General features: G+C 66.9%; 19 protein-coding genes and 1 tRNA gene. 11 read left to right on the top strand and 9 right to left on the bottom strand.

The genetic code is table 11. The features are described from left to right. The first annotated feature begins 75 nt into the window (after positions 1-75). Positions 76-204: a hypothetical protein gene (locus IAI54_RS29190; protein WP_275403592.1), complete on the top strand. Its 129-nt coding sequence runs from the start codon at positions 76-78 to the stop codon at positions 202-204. A gap of 10 nt (positions 205-214) precedes the next feature. Beyond that, complete coding sequence (locus IAI54_RS25440; protein WP_187969837.1) at positions 215-1810, top strand: recombinase family protein; 1596 nt, start codon at positions 215-217, stop codon at positions 1808-1810. Here IAI54_RS25440 and IAI54_RS25435 read toward each other — a convergent pair. From IAI54_RS25435 to IAI54_RS25415, 5 genes are all read right to left on the bottom strand, one after another. Next, positions 1781-1857, bottom strand: a tRNA-Arg gene (locus IAI54_RS25435). The two genes, IAI54_RS25440 and IAI54_RS25435, sit on opposite strands and share 30 nt — an antisense overlap. A gap of 106 nt (positions 1858-1963) precedes the next feature. Continuing rightward, positions 1964-3172, bottom strand: a complete 1209-nt coding sequence (locus IAI54_RS25430) for an acyltransferase family protein (protein ID WP_187969836.1) — start codon at positions 3170-3172, stop codon at positions 1964-1966. Positions 3173-3335: 163 nt separating this feature from the next. Further along, positions 3336-5159, bottom strand: coding sequence for a monovalent cation:proton antiporter-2 (CPA2) family protein (locus IAI54_RS25425; protein WP_187969835.1), 1824 nt, complete (start codon positions 5157-5159; stop codon positions 3336-3338). A 185-nt stretch (positions 5160-5344) separates the two neighbouring features. Beyond that, positions 5345-6214, bottom strand: a complete 870-nt coding sequence (gene aguB, locus IAI54_RS25420) for an N-carbamoylputrescine amidase (protein WP_187969834.1) — start codon at positions 6212-6214, stop codon at positions 5345-5347. Then, complete coding sequence (locus IAI54_RS25415) at positions 6211-7248, bottom strand: histone deacetylase family protein (RefSeq protein ID WP_187969833.1); 1038 nt, start codon at positions 7246-7248, stop codon at positions 6211-6213. Before IAI54_RS25415 ends, aguB begins: the two co-directional genes overlap by 4 nt. Positions 7249-7516: 268 nt before the next feature. Between IAI54_RS25415 and IAI54_RS25410 the strand changes: the two genes are divergently transcribed. The 7 genes from IAI54_RS25410 (at position 7517) to IAI54_RS25380 (ending at position 15998) form a co-directional block, all read left to right on the top strand. After that, positions 7517-9184, top strand: a complete 1668-nt coding sequence (locus IAI54_RS25410) for an amidohydrolase (protein ID WP_187969832.1) — start codon at positions 7517-7519, stop codon at positions 9182-9184. 156 nt (positions 9185-9340) lie between these two features. After that, the gene (locus IAI54_RS25405) at positions 9341-10435 is read left to right on the top strand and encodes an ABC transporter ATP-binding protein (protein WP_187969831.1); all 1095 of its coding nucleotides are present in this window, start codon (positions 9341-9343) and stop codon (positions 10433-10435) included. A gap of 4 nt (positions 10436-10439) precedes the next feature. Next, positions 10440-11360, top strand: coding sequence for an ABC transporter permease (locus IAI54_RS25400; RefSeq protein ID WP_187969830.1), 921 nt, complete (start codon positions 10440-10442; stop codon positions 11358-11360). Beyond that, complete coding sequence (locus tag IAI54_RS25395) at positions 11353-12153, top strand: ABC transporter permease (protein WP_187969829.1); 801 nt, start codon at positions 11353-11355, stop codon at positions 12151-12153. The genes IAI54_RS25400 and IAI54_RS25395 overlap by 8 nt, the downstream gene beginning before the upstream one ends. Before the next feature lie 38 nt (positions 12154-12191). Next, positions 12192-13226 (top strand): extracellular solute-binding protein, encoded by a 1035-nt coding sequence (locus IAI54_RS25390; protein ID WP_187973347.1) that lies wholly within the window; start codon positions 12192-12194, stop codon positions 13224-13226. A gap of 214 nt (positions 13227-13440) precedes the next feature. Continuing rightward, the gene (locus IAI54_RS25385; protein WP_187969828.1) at positions 13441-14022 is read left to right on the top strand and encodes a hypothetical protein; all 582 of its coding nucleotides are present in this window, start codon (positions 13441-13443) and stop codon (positions 14020-14022) included. Between the two features lie 53 nt (positions 14023-14075). Continuing rightward, positions 14076-15998 carry a methyl-accepting chemotaxis protein gene (locus tag IAI54_RS25380; protein ID WP_187969827.1) on the top strand — a complete coding sequence of 641 codons (1923 nt, stop codon included), beginning with the start codon at positions 14076-14078 and terminating at the stop codon, positions 15996-15998. 16 nt (positions 15999-16014) lie between these two features. Here IAI54_RS25380 and IAI54_RS25375 read toward each other — a convergent pair whose 3' ends face one another. Further along, positions 16015-16473, bottom strand: coding sequence for a DUF302 domain-containing protein (locus tag IAI54_RS25375; RefSeq protein WP_187969826.1), 459 nt, complete (start codon positions 16471-16473; stop codon positions 16015-16017). Positions 16474-16565: 92 nt separating this feature from the next. Here IAI54_RS25375 and IAI54_RS25370 point away from each other — a divergent pair, with 92 nt between their 5' ends. Further along, the gene (locus tag IAI54_RS25370; protein WP_187969825.1) at positions 16566-17513 is read left to right on the top strand and encodes an MBL fold metallo-hydrolase; all 948 of its coding nucleotides are present in this window, start codon (positions 16566-16568) and stop codon (positions 17511-17513) included. Here the strand turns inward: IAI54_RS25370 and IAI54_RS25365 are convergent, their stop codons facing one another. From IAI54_RS25365 to IAI54_RS25355, 3 genes are all read right to left on the bottom strand, one after another. Further along, on the bottom strand, positions 17514-18605 hold the full coding sequence (locus IAI54_RS25365; protein WP_187969824.1) for a YeeE/YedE family protein: 1092 nt from the start codon (positions 18603-18605) through the stop codon (positions 17514-17516). A gap of 97 nt (positions 18606-18702) precedes the next feature. Continuing rightward, a complete protein-coding gene (locus IAI54_RS25360) occupies positions 18703-19089 on the bottom strand; it encodes an ArsR/SmtB family transcription factor (RefSeq protein WP_187973346.1) in 387 nt (128 codons plus the stop codon). Between the two features lie 125 nt (positions 19090-19214). After that, on the bottom strand, positions 19215-19583 hold the full coding sequence (locus IAI54_RS25355) for a thioredoxin domain-containing protein (protein ID WP_187969823.1): 369 nt from the start codon (positions 19581-19583) through the stop codon (positions 19215-19217). A 90-nt stretch (positions 19584-19673) separates the two neighbouring features. On the opposite strand from IAI54_RS25355, the gene IAI54_RS25350 reads away from it, so the two are divergent. Next, positions 19674-20408: a cytochrome c biogenesis CcdA family protein gene (locus IAI54_RS25350; RefSeq protein WP_187969822.1), complete on the top strand. Its 735-nt coding sequence runs from the start codon at positions 19674-19676 to the stop codon at positions 20406-20408. The last annotated feature ends 9 nt before the right edge of the window (positions 20409-20417 follow it).

Here is a 20417-nt window from a genome sequence, read left to right as displayed (position 1 = left end):
AGCACGAAGAAGCAGCGGGAGACGAGGGCCGCGTCAGCGACTATCGCAGCCCTTCCTTTGCCGGCAGAAATCGACGTGATCGACCAGTTCTTTCGCAATGAACTGGACCAGCTTTTCGAACGCCAGCAATGTGGAAACCTTGCGCCTCAAATCAGCTGGACGGGCGCCCTGGGATCCGCAACGGTGAGTGAAAACAGTGAGTGAAGGAACGTAGATGCGTGTAGCGACCTACACCCGAGTGTCGACCGGACGTCAGGCCGCCCATGACCTGAGCCTACCCGCGCAGACGAGGTGCCTCGAGGAATACGTGGCCGTGCGTAGAGGGTGGACGATCGTCGACGAGTATGTCGAGCGGGGGAAAACCGCTAAAAATGACAAGCGCCCTGAGCTCCAGCGCATGATGTCTGATGCCCGCGCAGGCGCCTTTGACATTGTCCTCGTGTATTCAACCAGCCGATTTTTCCGCGAGCTCGGTTTGTTTGAAACGTATGCCACCGAGCTCAATCGCTTGGGGATAACTCTTGTAAGCGCCACCCAGAATATTGACGATGGTGACGGTGGGATCCTTAATAGACAGATCCTTGCAGCCGTCGATGCGCATTCCTCTCGCGATAACGCGAAGAACGTGAAGCGCGTCATGACGGAGAACGCCAAGAAGGGCTTCTGGAACGGTTCGACGCCCCCTCTTGGGTACACCACCAAAATAGTTGACCACCTGCACGGAAAAGACAAGAAGAAGCTTGCTATTGACCCCGTAGAAGAAAAAATTGTCAAAAAGATATTCGACCTATACCTTAATGGCGATGGCTCGTCCGGACCCCTCGGGTGCAAAGCGCTCGTCGTTTGGCTGAACCAGCATGGATACCGGACGCGCCGTGGTAAGCTTTGGCACGTCGGTCCGCTTTATGTGATCCTCACGAACACTGCCTACATTGGCTATTACTGTTTCGGTTCACGGGATTCGACAACTCGCAAGAAGCGTCCGCCGCAAGAGGTTGTACGGGTCGAGTGCCCCGCCATCATCCCGGAGGCGACATTCCAGAAGGTCCAGAGCCGCCTCAAAAGCAAGAACCCGAAGACCGAGAACCCTCGTGTCGTGTCCGGACCTATTCTCCTGACTGGTCTTGCGCGCTGCGCGAAATGCAACGGCATGATGACCATTCGTACAGGCAAGGGCGGCCGGTATAGGTATTATACGTGCGCGGGCGCTCAGTCGCGCGGCAAGGAGGCATGTGAAGGCTTGTCCATTCCCATGGACAAGCTTGACGATGCCTCAGTCTCGGCTGTCCTGGAAAAGGTGCTTGTACCAGAACGCGTCGCCGCACTCCTGACCGACCTCGAGTCCAGGCATCACGATCGCCAAGGTGCCTTGAAGTCAGAGGCCATTCGAGTCGAAGCCGAACTTTCCGAAAAGCGTGCTGGCCTCTCCAGGCTCTACGACGCGATCGAGCAGGGTGTCATGAAGCTCGATGGTATGCTCAAGGAGCGCATCGAACGCTCGCAGACCGAGGTCGCGATCGCTGAGGAGGCAGTCCGTCGGTCGAGGCGAAAACTGACAGATCGTCCCGGCATTTCGCCCGAAATGATCGTGCAGTTCTCTGACATGTTTCGTCAGCGCGTCACCAAGGGTGCAGTGACCCTGCGCAAAGCCTACCTGCGATCAGTAGTTGATCGAATCGTTGTTTCCGAAGACGCTATTCGGATTGTAGGACCGACGTCGCGACTCCGTGACGAGGTACTCGCCACAGGTCAACAATCAGTGCCCAGTTCTGTTCATGATTGGCGCACCCGACAGGATTCGAACCTGTGACCTCTGCCTTCGGAGGGCAGCACTCTATCCAGCTGAGCTACGGGTGCGCGCCGCGAGAACGTGGTTCCCGCATCGGCCCGGGCCGCGAGGAAGCGACTTGGGCAAGGGCTTCATAGCCGAAGCGGCGCGCCGCTTCAACAGCCGATGTCGGTTCTAGCTCACCGGGCGGCCGGCGCGTTCGGGGGAGACGCCGCGGGGTACTGCCGGGCGGTCGGCGAAGCCGAAGGCCAGCCGCAGCGGCCAGGGCAGGCGTTCGGCGGCCACCGCGATGGCCAGCGAGACGGCGACGGTGATGGCGACGACGAGGCCGAATTTCGTCCAGGCGCCGGCCTCGATGGGCAGCACGTGATAGAGCGCCCAGACGATGACGGTCTGGTGGACGATGTAGAGCGCGAAGACCTTGCCGTTCAGCCAGGCGAGTGCGGCGCTGCGGCGGTCGAGATGGCGGGCGGCGAAGCCGATGCAGGCCAGGATCATCGTCCAGGCGAGCGCGAAGTCGAGCGCCTTGAAGGCCGGCGTCTGATTCTCCCAGGAGCCGAGCGAGGCGGCCGCATCGGCGGCAGGCAGGAAGCAGAAGGCGTAGAGCGCGGCGGTGAGGCCCGCCGCCAGCACGGCGCTGGTCCAGCGGCGGGCGACGACGGAGCCGATGATCTCCGCATGGTGGCGGGCAAACAGGAAGCCGAAGCCGAACCAGGACGCCCAGACCGCGAACCAGGCGCCGTCATTGTAGAGCGCGTTGGTCTGGCGCGGGAAGACGGGCGTCAGCGCCAGGTTGAGCGCCAGCGGCACCAGGAAGAGCAGGAAGACGAAGGGCGAGCGCACGAAGGCGGCGAAGGCGCGCGACAGGACCACGCCCCGCGGCGACTGCAGGAAGCGGAAGACCGGGAACAGGCCGACGGCCATGACCAGCAGATAGGCCACGAACCACATGTGGGCCCAGGTGATGTTGCCGGACGGGTATTTTCCCTCGGTGAAGTAGCGCTCGATCCAGAAGGTGACGAGCGAGCCCTGGTAGCCCTCCTCCATCACCCGCTCGAGCCAGACCTGCGGCACCACCACGACGGCCATGGCGAAGAGCAGCGGCACCAGCAGCCGCAGCGTGCGGTCGCGCAGGAAGGTCAAGCCCGGCGCGGAGCGGAAGGCGAACCAGGTGCCCATGCCGGAGACGAAGAAGAGCAGCGCCAGCCGCCAGGCACGCGGGAAATCCATCGCCCATGACAGGACCTGGCTCGTCTCGCCGCTCTTCACCAGCCAGGACATGTCGGGGAAGAAGGCGACCGAGCAGTGGTAGACAATGAGCAGGCCGAAGGCCAGAACCCGGAGCCAGTCGACGTAATGGAGCCTGCCTGTCGTCACGATCATGATCCCGTTCGACGCCGCCGCGCGACGCCCGCGGGAAGAAGGCTAGCATGACAACCTTAACGACCCTGCCTCCCGCCACGGAAAGTCTTATCGATCGGCAGGTTCGACTGCCGGCTGCCCTCCTGCCGTGCAGGCCGGCCGCCGGCGGCCGTGGCGCGGACGGTCAGTTGCCGCCCGTCGGCGGGGACGGCGCCGCGCCGGGATTCATCACCTGGCCGGGCTTCCTCGGCTGTGACAGCGGGGCGGGCGTCGGGGCGTTGCCCTTGAGGAGGCCGGTGCCGGCATACATGCCTCCGGTGAGCTGCATCTCCAGCCGCTCGGCGTCGCGCCGGCGCACGTCCTGCATGATCTCGGCGGCCTCGGCCTCGTCGAGGCCGAGCGTCTTCAGCGTGGTCTCGCCGAAGGCGAAGGCGGATTCCACCGTCTCGCGGATCTGGAAGTCGACGCCGGCGTGGATCAGGTCGAGCGCGGTACCGCGGTCCCAGGCGCGTGCCAGCACCGGCACCAGCGGGAACTCGGCCTTCAGGTGCTCGACGATGCGGATGGCCGCCTCGGCCTTGTCGACGCAGACCAGCACCGCGCGCGCCCGCCCGGCGCCGGCGGCATGCAGGATGTCGAGCCGGGCGCCGTCGCCGTAATAGACCTTGAAGCCGAAGGTGGCGGCGACCTTGATCATCTCGACGTCGTTGTCGATGATCGACACGTCGATGCCGCGCAGCAGCAGCGGCTGGGCGGCGACCTGGCCGAAGCGGCCGAAGCCGATGACCAGGACGCTGCCGTCGAGCCCGTCGGCCAGATCGACGCCGTCCATGTCTTCCGCCGGGCGCGGCATCATCCGGCGCAGGCCGAGAATGGCGAGCGGCGTCAGCACCATGGAGATGATGACGATGGCGGTGAGGACGGCGTTGGTGGTGCCGTCGATCAGGCCGACGCCCGCCGCCGCCGAATAGAGCACGAAGGCGAACTCGCCGCCCTGTGCCATCACCACGGCGCGCTCCAGCGCCTGACCGTGGCCGTGGCGCAGCAGGCGCGCCACCGCATAGATGCCGGCCGCCTTGACGGCCATGTAGACCACGACCGACAGCGCGACGATCGCCCAGTTCCCGGCCACCACGGCGAGATCGAGCGACATGCCGACGGCAAGGAAGAACAGGCCGAGCAGGATGCCGCGGAAGGGCTCGACATCGGCCTCGAGCTGGTGGCGGAAGCTCGATTCCGACAGGAGAACGCCGGCGAGGAAGGCCCCCATGGCCATCGACAGGCCGCCGAGCTGCATGGCGAGCGCGGAGCCCAGCACGACGAGCAGGGCGGCGGCCGTCATCACCTCGCGCGCATGGGCGTCGGCCAGGATGCGAAACATCGGATTGAGCAGCCAGCGCCCGGCGACGAGCAGGCCGAGAATCGCGCCGACGCCGATGCCGACGTCGGCGAGGCGGCCGGCGAGCGTGGCCTCCTCGCCGCCCGGCGCCAGGAAGGCGATGAGCGCCAGCAGCGGCACGATCATCAGGTCCTCGAACAGCAGGATCGAGACCATGCGCTGGCCGGCCGCGGTGGCGATGTCGCCGCGCTCCTCGAGCAGCTGCATGACGATCGCGGTCGAGGTGAGCACGAAGCCGGAGCCGGCGACGAAGGCGACCATGGGGGAAAGGCCGAGCGCGACGCCGACGCCGGTCAGAAGTGCGGCGCAGGCCGCGACCTGCAGCAGGCCGAGACCGAAGATCTCCCTGCGCAGACCCCAGAGCCGGGACGGCCGCATCTCCAGCCCGATGATGAAGAGGAACATGACGACGCCGAGTTCGGCGACGTGCAGGATCGCTTCCGGATCGTCGAAGAGGCCGAAGCCGAAGGGGCCGATGGTCAGGCCGGCGGCGAGATAGCCGAGGATCGAGCCGAGGCCGAGGCGCTTGAAGATCGGCACGGCCACGACGCCCGCGGCCAGCAGCGCCACCACCTGGACCAGTTCGTTGCCGCCCGCCTCTGCCGCCATGCCGGTTCCCCTGCTCTGAGCCCTCGATACACCACAGTTGCGCGACGGGCGGTAGCACCCCGCCGCGCGGCAGGCATCACGAAGCGGTCAGAGTGTGTGGATCGACCGAGGATGCGAAAGAACGCTCCCTGAAATCCTGGCGCTTCCCGGCCTGGGCAGGCATACGGGCATTCCGTCCCATCCCCTCAGCCGCCGTCGGCCGTGGCGATCGCGCCGTAGAGATCGGGGCGGCGGTCGCGGAACAGGCCCCAGGCGGCGCGCTGGCGGGCGAGTGCGGCGCGGTCGAAACGCGCGGTCAGAACCGCCTCGCCGTCGCGGCCGGCCTCGGCCAGGAGTTCGCCCGCAGCACCCGCGATGAAGGAGGAGCCGTAATAGGTCTGGGTCTTGCCGCCGACGGTCTCGGCGCCGATGCGGTTGGCGGCGGCCACGGGCATCAGGTTGGCCGCCGCATGGCCGCGCATGGTGATGCGCCAGTGCTCCATGGAATCGAAGTCCGGCCGGCCGGGCTCGGAGCCGATGGCGGTCGGATAGAGCAGCATCTCCGCACCCGTCAGCGCCATCGCGCGGGCCGCCTCGGGAAACCACTGATCCCAGCAGATGCCGACGCCGATGGCGCCGAAGCGGGTCTGCCAGACCCTGAAGCCGGTGTCGCCGGGCCTGAAGTAGAATTTCTCCTCGTAGCCCGGACCGTCGGGAATGTGCGACTTGCGGTAGACGCCGAGCACTGTTCCCGTGTCGTCGACCATGGCGACGGAGTTGAAGAAGGCCTGGTTGCGGCGCTCGAAGAAGGAGACCGGGATCACCACCCCGAGTTCGCGCGCGAGATCCGCGAAGGCGGCGATCGTCAAATGCCCCTCCAGCGGCCGGGCGCGGTCGAAATGGACGGCCTCCTCCTCCTGGCAGAAATAGAGGCCCTCGAAGAGTTCCTGCACCAGCACGACATTGGCGCCGCGCGCGGCCGCGTCGCGCACCAGACGCGAGGCGGTCGCGACGTTTTCGGCCACGTCGTCCGAACAGGCGAACTGGACGACGCCGAGGGTGACGATCCCGCTCACGCGTTGCCCTCCTCGAAGCCCGTGAGCACGCCGACCGCGTTGACGCCGATCTCCTCGACGGCGTAGCCGCCCTCCATGACGAACAGCGTCGGCAGGCCGAGCGCCGCGATGCGGCGGCCGATCCTGGGATAGTCCTCGGTGACGAGCTTGAACTTGGAGATCGGGTCGCGCTCGAACGTGTCCACGCCGAGCGACACGACGACCACGTCGGGACCGAACGCCACCAGCTTCAGGCAGGCGTCGACCAGAGCCGCGCCCCAGCCGTCCCAGCCGGTGCCCCAGGGCAGCGGGTAGTTGTGGTTGAAGCCTTCGCCCTCCCCCTCCCCGCGCTCGTCGGCATAGCCGAGGAAGTAGGGGTACTCCATCTTCGGGTCGCCGTGGAGGTTGAGCACCTGGACGTCGCTCCGCGCGTAGAAGATCTCCTGCGTGCCGTTGCCGTGATGGTAGTCGACGTCGAGAATCGAGACCTTCTGGGCGCCGTTGTCGAGCAGCCATTGCGCGGCGATGGAGGCGTTGTTCAGGTAGCAGTAGCCGCCCATGAAGGCACGGCCGGCGTGATGGCCGGGCGGCCGGCAGAGCGCGAAGGCGGCGCGTTCGCCGCCGGAGACGAGGCTGGCGGCCGTCAACGCCACGTCGTGCGACGATTTGATGGCCTCCCAGGTGCCTTCGACGAAGCCGGCGCCGGCGTCGATCGAATAGTAGCCGAGCTGGGCCTCGATGACGTCCGGCACGACGTCACCGCGCAGGCCGCGGGTCGGCCAGGTGTAGGGCAGCGCGGTGCCGTCGAAGCCCGCCGCGGTCCAGCGCTCCCAGACCGTCGGCATGAAGTCGACGAAGGCCGGATCGTGGACCCGCCGGGCAGTGTCGAGGTCGAACGGGTCGGGCGGCAGGATCGGGCCGAGGCCGACCTCCTGCGCCCGCGCGCGGATGAACTCGGCGCGCGAGGGCATCTCGAAGGCCGGCATGATCCTGCCCGTCATCAGCTCGACATTGCCGGCATGGCCGGCGTGCTTCGGCGAATAGATGGTCTTCATGCGTCCCCCGCTGCGCGATCGTCTCTCCGGAAGAAACCCTAAAGCAGACTTGCGCGGCTCCGCCAACGCCGGACTCGACGCAAGTCCCGAAGACACCGGGGTTTTCGGGAGGAAAACCCGCGCTACCGTTCTGCGGAAATCCCCGGGCGCCTGCCAGTGAGGCAGGCGGAGAATCGGCTGGGCCAAAAAAAAGCGCCGGCGGGCGGGTCTGGCGCCGCTTCGCTGGTCGGTGCTAGCCTTGCTTCCAAACAGGAGAACGAGATCCATCATGCCGATGCCTGCCGACCTCATCGTCACCAATGCCCGCGTGCTGACCATGGACGAGGCGAACCCTCGCGCCGAAGCGCTGGCCTCGAAGGATGGCGAGATCGTCTTCGTCGGCAGCGCGTCCGACGCGGCGGCCTGGGCGGGGCCGGACACGCGGACGATCGACGCCAGGGGCGGCTCGGTGCTGCCGGGCTTCATCGAGAGCCACGTCCACCTGTTCATGGGGGCGGCGGAACTCGTTCACCTGCAGCTCTTCGGCGTGCATGGCTTCGAGGCGCTGAGCGCGGCGCTCAAGGCCTATGCCGCGCAGCGGCCCGGCGACAAGGTGCTGTTCGGCCAGTCCTGCGACTACACGATCCTCGGCGTGGGCGCGCCGCTGACGCGCCACCACCTCGACCGCATCGTCGCAGACCGGCCGGTGGCGCTGGTGGCGCCCGACCACCACACGATGTGGGCGAACACGAAGGCGCTGGAGATGGCCGGGCTGTTGAACGGCAAGGAGTGCAATCCGGGCAACGAGGTGGTCATGGGCGCCGACGGGCTCGCCACGGGCGAACTGCGCGAATCCGAGGCGATGACGCCGGTGGTGCATCTCGCGGGCGAAAGCCGGGTCCGCCTCGGCATCCAGACCGGCGGCGAGCCGGAACGCCGGCCGACGCCGGAAGAATGGGAGGCCGACAAGGCGATCATGCGCCGCGGCCTGGACTATGCCGCGAGCCACGGCATCACTTCGTTCCAGAACATGGACGGAAATCTCTACCAGCTCGAGATCCTGGCCGAGATCGAGAAGGAGGGAGGGCTGCTCTGCCGCGCGCAGGTTCCCTTCCACTTCAAGCCGTTCATGACGCTGGCCGACCTCGAGAAGGCCTCGCGGATGGCCGAGACCTACCGGTCCGAATGGGTGTCGTCGGGCATGGTCAAGGTGTTCATGGACGGCGTGCTCGATTCGGGCACTGCCCACATGATCGAGCCCTATGGCGACACGCCGGACTGGCGCGGCGAGCCCTATTTTTCGGATGCCGAATTCGCCGCACTCGCCACCGAGATCGACCGGCGGGGGCTGCAGATCGCGGTCCATGCGATCGGCGACGCGGCGGTGCGGACGGTGCTCGACGGCTACGAGGCGGCGCGGGACGCGAACGGGCCGCGCGACAGCCGGCACCGCATCGAGCATATCGAGGTGACGACCGACGCCGACATTCCGCGTTTCGCCGACCTCGGCGTCATCGCCTCGATGCAGCCGCCGCACCCCCCGGGGTCGATGGGCTTGCCGCTCGAACCCACGGTGTCGAAGATCGGGCGCGACCGCTGGCGGCTGTCCTATGCCTGGCGGACGATCAAGGAGACCGGGGCGCACGTCGTCTTCGCATCCGACTGGCCGGTGTCGCCGATCGACCCGATCGCGGGCATTCAGGCGGCGGTGGTGCGCAAGCGATGGGCAGACGACCTGCCGGACCAGGCCTTCACCCTGCACGAAGCCATCGCCGGCTATACCGTGGAAGGCGCCTATGCCGAGTTCATGGAGCACCGCAAGGGCCGGCTGAAGCCGGGCTACATGGCCGACATCGTGGTGCTGTCGGGCGACGTCGAGGCCGTTCCCGCGGAAAGCCTGCACGAGATCCGGCCGGTGGCCACGATCTGCGGCGGTCGCGTCACCTACCGGGCCTGACGCCGGCCAGCGGACCGGCACGCTCCTTGCGTCGCAAGCGCGACAGCGCGCGGCGCAGCGGACAGGTTGCCAAGGCCCCGGCCATGTGGTGACATCAGCAGATCGGTGCGAGACCGGTCGCCGCATGGCGGGCGGAGCAGCTGAGAGAGGTGCAGATTGCCGGACACACCGGATCAGGTCGCCATCGACGTCAGGCACGTCACGAAAGTGTTCGGCTTCGGACCGGATCGGGTCTTCGCTCTCAAAGACGTCTCCGTGGCCATCCGCGAGAACGAGTTCTTCACGCTGCTCGGCCCCTCCGGCTGCGGCAAGACCACGCTGCTGCGGCTGATCGCCGGGTTCGATTTTCCGACCGATGGCGAAATCCTGCTGCACGGACAGGACATCGCACCGCTGCCGCCCTACAGGCGACCGGTCAACACCGTCTTCCAGAGCTATGCCCTGTTCCCGCACCTGACGGTGGCGCAGAACATCGCCTTCGGGCTCGAGATGCTCGGCCGGCCGAAGGCGGAAATCGACGCGCGCGTGACCCAGATGCTGAAGCTCGTGCGCATGGAAGAGCTGCGCAACCGCTCGACGGCGCAGATCTCGGGCGGCCAGCAGCAGCGCGTCGCGCTCGCCCGCGCGCTGGCGCCGCAGCCAAAGGTGCTCCTGCTCGACGAGCCGCTCTCGGCGCTCGACTACAAGCTGCGCAAGGAAATGCAGATCGAGCTGAAGCGCCTGCAGCACGAGACCGGCATCACCTTCATCTTCGTCACGCACGACCAGGAAGAAGCGCTGACGATGTCGGACCGGATCGCCGTGATGTCGGCGGGCGACATCCTGCAGGTGGGGTCGCCCTCTGACATCTACGACAAGCCCGCGGTCCGCTTCGTGGCCGATTTCATCGGCGAGACGAACTTCCTGACGGCCGGCATCAGCGCCGTCGCCGAAGGAAGGGCGACCGCGACACTGTCGTCGGGAAAAACCCTGCCGGCGACCGTCGCCGACGGCCTTGCGCCGTCCGACCGCGCCACCATCGTGGTGCGCCCGGAGCATGCCCGCCTGCAGACCGGGTCGGGGCATCTCGACGGAAAGATCGAGAACATCGTCTATTTCGGCACGGACACCAACATCCACGTCCGCCTCGACGACGGGGATCTGTTCATCGTGCGCCAGCAGAACCGGCGCAGCGCCGACTGCGGCTTCCAGACCGGAGACAGGGTCGGCGTCGTCATCGCGGACGACGCCGCCCAGGTGCTGAGGGACTGACCGGATGGCCGGCGCCGCAGAGACCGCCCGCAGGGCCGAGCGCGCCGACATCCGCAGACGATGGCTGCTGTCGGCTCCCGCGCTGCTGATCATCTTCTTCGCCGCGGTCGGTCCGCTCGGCATCGTGGTGATCTACTCGTTCCTCGAGCCGGGCTCGTACGGCGACGTGCGCTGGACCTTCTCGACCGACGCCTGGGTAAGCGTCATCCTGCAGCGCGACATCTTCGACGAGACGCTGTCGATCGCGGATGCCCATGTGGCGATCTTCTGGCGGTCGGTCGTGCTGTCGCTCGCGACCACGGTCTTTGCCTTCCTCTTCGGCTTTCCCACGGCCTATTTCATCGCCACGCGGCCGGAGCGCACGCGGGCGCTCTGGCTGTTCCTGATCACGATTCCGTTCTGGACCAACCTCCTGATCCGCACCTTCGCGATCCAGGAGGTGATCCGCAACGAAGGCCTGCTCAACGTCGCGCTGATGAAGCTCGGGCTGATCTCGAGCCCGATCCAGATCATCTACACCGACACCGCCATCATGATCGGCATGCTCTACGTCTACCTGCCGCTGATGGTCCTGCCGCTCTACGCCTCGATGGAGAAGCTGGACTTCCGGCTGGTCGAGGCCGGCTACGACCTCTACGCCACCCGCTTCCAGGTGCTGCGGCGGATCATCCTGCCGATGGTGAAGCCCGGCATCGTCGCCGGCTCGATCCTGGTCTTCATCCCCTCGCTCGGCGCCTACGTCACGCCGCGCATCCTCGGCGGCGGGCGCAACCTCATGCTGGGCAACCTGATCGAGCTGCAGTTCGGACAGGGACGGAACTGGCCGCTCGGCGCGTCGCTGTCGATCACCCTCCTCGTCATCGTGATGGCGGCGCTGCTCGTCTACATCCGCTATGCCGGCACCGGAGGGCGCAACCATGGCTAGCCGGTTCGACGTCCGCCGCCAGACCGGTTTCCCGACGGTGGCGCTGTTCTGCTTCTTCCTGCTCTACCTGCCGCTGTCGGTGGTGGTGATCTTCGCCTTCAACGCCGGCACGTCGATCGCGGTGTGGGAAGGCTTCTCGTTGCGCTGGTTCGTCCAGGCCTGGAGCAACCAGCAGGTGGTCGACGCATCGATCCGGTCGGTGCAGATCGCAGCCGTGGCTGCCGTGTTGGCGACCGTGGCGGCCACGATGGCGGCACTCGCCACCACCCGGACACGGCCCTATCGCGGGCTCACCTTCAAATACGCCTTCATCAACCAGCCGCTGATGGTGCCGGAGATCGTCACCGCGGTGGCGCTCCTGATCTTCTTCTCGCGCATCAAGATCGCCACCGGCTATTCGGGCCTCGGCTACCTGATGATCGCGCATGCGGCCTTCTGCATCCCCTTCGCCTACCTGCCGATCCGGGCACGGCTCGAGAGCATGGACACCGCTCTGGAGACGGCCGCCGCCGACCTCTACGCTACGCCGTGGCAGGCCTTCCGGCGCGTGACGCTGCCCCTGCTCTGGCCCGGCATCATCGCCGGCCTGATGCTGGCCTTCGTGATCTCGCTCGACGACGTCGTCATCACCGAGTTCGTGAAATCGGCCGGTCAGGATACACTGCCCACCTACATGCTCGGGCAACTGCGTCGCGTCGTGACGCCCGAGATCAACGCGATATCGACCGCCTTCCTCGTGATCTCGGTCGCCATCGTCACCGTCTTCTTCCTGATCAGCCGGAGGAAGACATGAACGACAACGCAACGACGCAGGACAATGGGAGAACGACGATGCACTGGAAACTGACAGCGACCGCCGTCAGCCTCGCGATGCTGGCAACCACCGGCCTCGCCAGCGCCGCAGGCGAACTCAACATCTACAACTGGGGCAACTACACCAGTCCCGAGCTGATCAAGAAGTTCGAGGAGACACACGACGTCAAGGTGACGCTCACCGACTATGACTCGAACGACACGGCACTGGCCAAGATCCGCCAGGGCGGGCACGGGTTCGACATCGTCGTGCCGTCCGCCAGCGTGATCCCGATCTGGATCAACGAGGGGCTGCTGCTCGAAACCAACCCGAACGCGATGGAGAACTTCAAGAACGTCGCGGAACGCTGGAAGGACGTGCCGTTCGATCCGGGCCGCAAGTACACCGTGCCGTGGCAGTGGGGCACGGTCGGCCTGTCGGTGAACACCGCCGACTACAAGGGCGACATCAACACCTCGGCCATCTTCCTCGATCCGCCGCCGGAGCTCGAAGGCAAGATCAACGTCATCCCGGAAATGGCCGACGTGATGCACCTCGCCATCACCTACATGGGCGGCGAGCCCTGCACGGCTGACAAGACGATCCTGAAGAAGGTGCGCGACAAGCTGCTGGAAGCCAAGCCGAAGTGGATCTCGATGAACTACGGCAACATCGAAGCCATGACCAAGCGCGACTTCCTGGCGACGGTGAACTGGAACGGCGCGTCGCTGCGCATGCGCGAGCAGGACCCGAACATCAAGTACGGCTATCCGAAGGAAGGCTACCCGATCTGGATGGACAACGTCGCGGTGCTGAAGGACGCCAAGAACGTCGAGAACGCCAAGCTGTTCATGAACTTCATCATGGATCCGGAGAACGCGGCCATGATCTCGGCCTTCGCGAAATATGCGAACGGTATCGACGGCTCGGAAGCGTTCATGCCAGCCAGCATGAGCGATGCGCCGGAGATCGTGGTTCCGGAGGACCTGCAGGCTGCCGGCACCGTCGCCCAGACCTGCCCGGAAGAAGCCCGCAACCTCTACACCGCGATCTGGACCGAACTGCAGAAGTAGCAGCCGGATCAAGGCCAGACGGGAGCCCCGGCGCGCCGCGCCGGGGTTTTTTCGCACTCAAACCATTTGAATTCCACCTGTGTACGGTATCGTTCATATTTGATTAAGCATCGTTAAACCTTTGTCCCCGATGCTGCGGATCGTGCGGCGATTCGCAAGGCGGACGCGATGCCTCGCGACCGGGATCTGCCGCAAGGCACCAAGGGGGTGGAACATGAAGATTCTTGCAGCGTCGGCCTTGTCGGCCGTCATCTGGGCGAGCGCGTTCGGCGGACAGGCCCTGGCACAGGATCACGTCGGCCCGATCACCGACTACGTGAAGGCGAACGTGGCGACATGGCTGTCCGATCCGGTGGTGATCGGCGCGATCAACGAGCAGAACGCAGCCCATGCCGGCTTGTCTCAGGCCGACATCGACACGCTCGACAAGCAGTGGCGCGCCGAGGTCGAGGCCGGAAGCAAGCCGATGATCGACAAGGTGCTCGGCAACGCCCTGTCGAAGTTCCTCGCCGCCCGACAGGCAGAAGCCGGCGGGATGATCACCGAAGCCTTCGTCATGGACAACAAGGGCCTCAACGTCGGCCAGAGCGACATCACGTCCGACTACTGGCAGGGCGACGAGGCGAAATGGCAGAAATCCTTCGGCGCGGGCGCCGGCGCCATCTTCGTCGACGAGGTTGAGAAGGACGAATCCACCCAGACGCTGCAGTCGCAGGTGAGCGTGGCGATCAGCGATCCGGCCACGGGCCAGGTCATCGGCGCCATCACGCTCGGCATCGACGTCGAAGGCCTCTGAGGCCTTCGCGGGACGCGTCGCATCGAGCAATGAGTACGGGGGTGGTGTCTGGAATGTTCGGGAAAAGGTCGATCACGTTCAAGCTCGTCGTGGCGGCGCTCGGCGTCAGCCTCGCCGGGCTCGGCGCCTCCGTGGCCCTCATCGACAGGACGGCGCAGGCCAGCCTCTACGATCTCGCAACCGACGCCTGGGTGATCCAGACCGGCCAGATCGCCACCGCCGCAGCCGGCGGCATCAAATGGAAGAAGCCGGAGGTCGTGGCGGACGCCTGGGCGGGTTACCTCGACAACGAGGACCGGATCCTGTCGCGCGCCATCGCCTTCGATCCCACGGGCAACGTGATCGCCGAGTTCACGGCGCCGGGCGTCGCCGCCGGCGGGATCGACGCCTCTCTTCGCCGCCTGCTCGCCGCGCCGCGCGACGGCACGGCGGTCGAGGCGATCGACGGCAACGTGCTCATGGTCGCGCCGTCCGGGACGAGTGCCGAGGGCAAGCCGCTCGGCTACGTCGCCGTCGCCTGGAACACCGGGCCGGTCGAGGATGCCCGGTCCTCGCTGCGGCTGGGCGCGTCCGGCGTGCAGGCCGTCTCGGCGCTGCTTCTCATGGCCCTGCTCTTCCTCAGCATCCGCTTCGTGATCGGCCGTCCCATGGAGGCCATCACGTCGCGCATCGAGAAGCTCTCGAACGGCGACCTGCAGTCGGCCGTGCCGCACCTCGACCGCTCCGACGAGGTCGGGATCATCGCACGGTCGCTGGAGGGCTTCCGCACCGCCTCGCTGGAAAAGCTCGAGGCCGACCGCGAACTCGACGCACAGCGGCGCCAGATGGAGGAGCAGCGCGACGAGAACGACGCCTCGCGCGCCTCCGCCGCCAAGCTGCAGGCCGCCGTCGTGAAGCTGATCGGCGCCGCGCTCGCGCGTCTCGCCGACGGGGACCTGACGACGCGCCTCAAGGTCGACTTCCCGCCGGACTACCGCAAGATCAAGGAAGACTTCAACACGGCGATGGACCGTCTGCAGGACGCCATGCAGCAGATCGCCGCGACGGGCCGGCAGCTCGAACTGGGCACGGACGAGATCAGCCGTGCCGCAGACGAACTGGCCCGCCGAAGCGAAAGGCAGGCCGCGACGATCGAGGAAACCGTGGCAGCCGTCGGCGAGATCACGCGTTCCGTCTCGGCGACCGCCGCCGGTGCCGGACAGGCCCGAGCCGCAGTGGTGGAGATGACCACCGACACCGGCCACAGCGACAAGGTGGTGGGCGCGGCGATCGCCGCCATGGGCGGCATCGAGAAATCGTCGGAGGAAATCTCCAAGATCATCGGCGTCATCGACGAGATCGCCTTCCAGACCAACCTGCTGGCGCTCAACGCGGGCGTGGAGGCGGCGCGCGCGGGCGAGGCCGGCCGCGGCTTCGCGGTCGTCGCCCAGGAGGTGCGCGGCCTGGCGCAGCGGTCGGCCGATGCCGCGCGCGAGATCAAGCAGCTCATCCAGGCCTCCGCGACCCAGGTCAAGACCGGCGCCAAGCTCGTCGGCGAAACCGGCGACGTCATCGGGCGGATCGCGGCGCGGGTGGAGAGCATCAGCGGGTTCGTGACCGAGATCGCGCGCGGCGCCGAGGAACAGGCCGCGACGCTGCGGGGAATCAACTCCGCCATGAACGGCATCGACACCGCCACCCAGCAGGGCGCGGCGATGGCGCAGCAGTTCACGTCGACGAGCCGCAGCCTCGCCCGCGACGGCGAGGAGCTCAATCGGCTGATGGCGCATTTCCGCGGGGCCGAGAGCCGTGACGGTGATCGTGCCGCCGCTCCGCCCGCTCCCGTCCGCCGTGCGCCGTCGCTTGCGGCCGTCGCAACCGCGCGCCGGCCCGAACCGGCGAATGCCTGGCGGGAGCCGGCGCGTGCGCGTGCGGCCACCCATGGCGCCACCGCGCTCGACATAGAGGCAGAGGCCGACGGCTGGGAAGAGTTCTGAGGCGCGAGCCGGCGGGTCAGAACCCCTCGGCTGCGTCCTCGACGATCTCTTCGAGCAGGGCGTTGACGTCGTCGCGCCCCGAACCGGCCGGCAGGCGCCGGAAACCGACCACCACAATGCCTGGTTCCGCTTCCGCCTCGTAGGCGAAAAGGACATAGGGACAGAAGGCGATGTTGCCGATATCGGCTTCCATGGCCCTGCGCGAGACGACCGCCGAACAGAACTGCAGGAACTCCGCCTCCCGGTAGAGAGGCCCCGCAGCGCCGACATCGCCTGCCGTCCGCTTCAGCATCTCGCCGATATGGCCGTGATAGTCGATCTTGTAGCCACGGTTCACCGCCGCGTCTTCGAGATCGGCGATCACGTCGGCAAAGGGCGCCGCCGTCTCCCGCGTGGTGACGGCTTCTTCCGCCAGCGCCGGGCCCGGCAGCCAGACGAGTGCGGCCAGAGCCGCCGGCAATCCGCATCCGCGCATCTTTTCCTCCCTTCGGGCTCAATGCCCCTCGACAAGCATAGCCGAGTTCTCATAAATATGCAAAAAATAATATGTTTGCATGGGAGGACGACATGCCTGCAAGGCGCGTTTCACTGCCGGCCCTCGACCGCCGGCGATTTCTCGCGGCGAGCGGCTCGACCGCCCTCGTCGCGCTTGCCGGCGGGCTCGCCGGGACACGCGCCGTCCGCGCGCAGACGCTGTCGACCGGCGCCGCGGAGATGATTGTCGTCAGCGACGGCCATCTCGTGCTGCCGATGGGCTTCGCCTATCCGGAGGCGCCGGCGGACGACCTGGCGGCGCTTCTCGCCGAGAACGCCATGCCCGCCGATGCGCTCCTGCCCGACTGCAACGTGACGCTGGCGAGGATCGGCGACCGTCTGGTCATCTTCGACGTCGGGGCCGGCGCCAATTTCATGCCGACCGCCGGCAAGCTCGCCGACGGCCTCGCCGCGGCGGGGATCGATCCCGCCGACGTGACCGACGTCGTGTTCACGCATGCACATCCCGATCATCTTTGGGGACTGACCGACGATTTCGACGAACTGGTGTTCGCCAACGCGCAGTACCGGATCGGCCGGGCGGAATGGGACTTCTGGTCGGCGCCGGACGCGCTCTCCAAGGTTCCCGCGGACCGCCAGACCTTCGTGATCGGGGCACAGAACCGCTTCGCGGCAATCGAGGACCGCGTGATCTTCATCGACGACGGGCAGGAGGTGCTGCCGGGCATCGAGGCAGTGGCGACGCCGGGCCACACGCCGGGACACCTGTCGTTCATGATCCAGGGCGCGGAGCCGGTTCTGATCGTCGGCGACGCGATCTCCAATGCGGTGATCTCGTTCGCGCGGCCCGACTGGCCGTCGGGCAGCGACCAGGATGCGACGCTCGGCGCGCGGACGCGGCTGGCGCTGCTCGACCGGCTGGCCGGCGACCGGGCCCGCGCGATCGGCTTCCACTTCCCGCATCCGGGCGCGGGGCACGTCGAACGCAAGGACGGCGGCTACCGCTACGTTCCGGTCTGATCACTCGGCGGGAGCGCTCGCGGCGCGGAAGGCGCCGAAGGGCGAGCCCTCGATGAGATAGGCCAGCCCCATGCGCGCGCCGAGGAAGATCGAGGCCAGAACGACCGGCGCCGAGATCGCCAGCGCCGAGACGGCGGTGACGCCCTGGCCGATGGTGCAGCCCATGGCGAAGACGCCGCCCACCCCCATCAGCAGGCCGCCCGCCAGATGGCGGCCGAGTTCGCGGGCGTCGTCGCAGGCCTCCCAGCGCACGTCACGCTTCCACAGGGCGCAGCCGGCGGCGCCGAGCACCACGCCGACGACGAGCCCGACGCCATAGTCCGGCAGGACGCCGGTGAAGGTGACGAACTGCAGGATCGTGTCGGAGACCGGGACGACGAAGGACCCCGCCTCGATCTGGACGATCTCGAAGGATTGTGCCGCCGCGAGGCTGGTCGCCCACCAGCCGAAGGCGATGACGAGGCCGACGGTGGCGCCCGTCGCCATCGATCCGAAGCGGCGGCGATAGTCGGCCGAGGCGAAGATCCACGCCAGCATGGCAAGGGCGACGAGCGCGGTGACGGCCAGGGTGAGGTCCGTGCCGGCCAAATGTCCGGCGATGGCGCCGAGCGACTGGCCGCCGACGCCGGAGAGATCGATGGCGAAATCGTCGGACAGCGCCACCCTGCCCTGGGCGATGACGCCCTTCTGCGCCGACATGGCGGAGAGACCGAGCACGATCAGCACGATCAGCGAACGGAGGCTGCCGCCGCCGAGCCGCACCAGCGCGCCGAAACCGCAGGTGCCGACGAGCGCCATGCCGAAACCGAAGGCGATTCCGCCGGCGATGGCGCCGATCCAGGCGAAATCGGAGCGGATGTAGAAGCTGTCGGCCGTCTCGACATGGCCGGTCGCCTGGAGCGTCTGGGTCGCGACCAGCGCGACCACGGCCGCCAGCATCCAGGTTCGCAGCCCGCGCCCGTCACCGGCGTACCAGTAGCGTTCGAGCCCGGACATGGTGCAGAAATGATTGGCCCGGGCGGCGAAGCCGAGCACAGCGCCGGCGCACAGGCCGGCCGCCGGAAGAAACCACGCATAGGTGGCCAGGCTCATCTTTCCCTCCCGCGGGCTCGCGCCCGACGGCAGGTCTCCAGCCTGCCGCCTTCAGTCGGCGCCGTTTGCCGCCGTCTGTCGGCGCCGTTTGCCGCCGTCAGTCGGCGCCGTTTGCCGACGCGACGCCCTTGTCGTTTCCCTCCGGTTTCCGCACCGGAGCGCAGAAGAGATTGTACAGGGTTTCGATCACGGAGGACACTTCCTTGCTGGCGATCGAATAGTAGATGACGCGGCCGTCACGGCGCGTGTTCACCAGCCGGTCGAAGCGCAGGCGCGCCAGCTGCTGCGACACCGCCGCCTGCGGCAGGCGCATCGCCTCCTCGAGCTCGGAAACCGACTTCTCGCCTTCCGAAAGCAGGCACAGGATCAGCAGGCGTCCTTCATGGGCGAGCGCCTTCAAGAGTTCGCTGGCTTCGCGCGCCTGCGCCAGCAGTTCGTCGAACTGCTCAGGCGTCTGCGCATCCTTGATGTTGGGCAAGCTCATGAGAACGGACAGCACCCTTGGTCTCTTCGGCGTCGTTGGACATGGCGCGAAGCGTGCCAAATGTCCAGATCGTGCAGCATGATCCAGGTCAAGCGATCAGCAATTCCCGGCCCCAAGGGCGGAAATCAGGGACGGACCGGCAGCAGCGCCAGCAACTCTCCGATACGATACCAGAAGAATTCGTCGCCGACATAGCCCCGGATGCGGCCGATCTCGCGGCCGTCGTCCATCAGGACGAAGGTAGGCGTGAACCGCTCCTTCGCAACCCCCGCGAGGTCGGAGGGCCACGGCCTGGTGATGTCGACGCGCCTGAGCGGCGCCAGGCGTCCCTCCGGCGTCTTCGGCCAGGCGGGCGCGATCTGCGCGTCGAACTGCGCGCACCAGACGCAGCCCGGCTGTTCCAGCATCAGCAGTTCCGCCGCCTGCGCTCTTGCCGACAGTGCCAGGATTCCCGCCGCGACGAGGCCCCACCGGGCCAATCCTGCACGCTTCATGGTCCAATGCTCCCTCATCGCATATAAATATAGCATTCTTTGAATGCTTCTGCCAAGGTGATGCCGGACCGGGTGGCGTTGGGAGGAACGATGCTGGATGTCAGTCTTGGGGGAGCGCTGCTGGCGGGGCTCCTGTCCTTCGTCTCGCCCTGCATCCTGCCGATCGTGCCGCCCTACCTGGCGTGGCTGGCGGGGGTCAGCTTCGACGAGCTGAAGGACACGGAGCCGGGCGCCGAACAGCGCCGCCGCGTGGTCGTCGCCGCCATCGCCTTCGTGCTCGGCTTCGCCACGGTGTTCATCGCGCTCGGCGCGACGGCGAGCGTCGTCGGCAAGACCATCGCGCAGTATTTCGACACGCTGTCGGTCGTCGCCGGCATCATCATCATCGTCATGGGCCTGCACTTCCTCGGCGTCTTCCGGATCGGCATGCTGTATCGCGAAGCCCGCGTCCAGGTGGCGAGAAAGCCGGCCGGCATGGTCGGCGCCTATGTCATCGGGCTCGCCTTCGCCTTCGGCTGGACGCCCTGCGTCGGGCCCGTGCTCGCGGCCATCCTGTTCATCGCCGGCAGCGAGGGAAGTGCGGCGCAGGGCGCGCTGCTGCTTGCCGCCTATTCGCTGGGGATCGGCATTCCCTTCGTGCTCGCCGCGGTCTTCGCCAGCCGCTTCCTCGGCTGGGCCTCGCGCTTCAAGCGCCACATGCACAAGGTGGAGATGGCGATGGGCGGGCTGCTGGTGGTGACCGGCATCCTGTTCATCACCGGCCAGATGTCCATCATCTCGTTCTGGCTCCTCGAAACGTTCCCGATCTTCCATACCATCGGATAGGAGGTCATC

It is taken from the genome of Aquibium microcysteis, from assembly GCF_014495845.1.
GTDB lineage: Bacteria > Pseudomonadota > Alphaproteobacteria > Rhizobiales > Rhizobiaceae > Aquibium > Aquibium microcysteis.
This window is presented reverse-complemented; position numbering and strand designations above follow the sequence as displayed.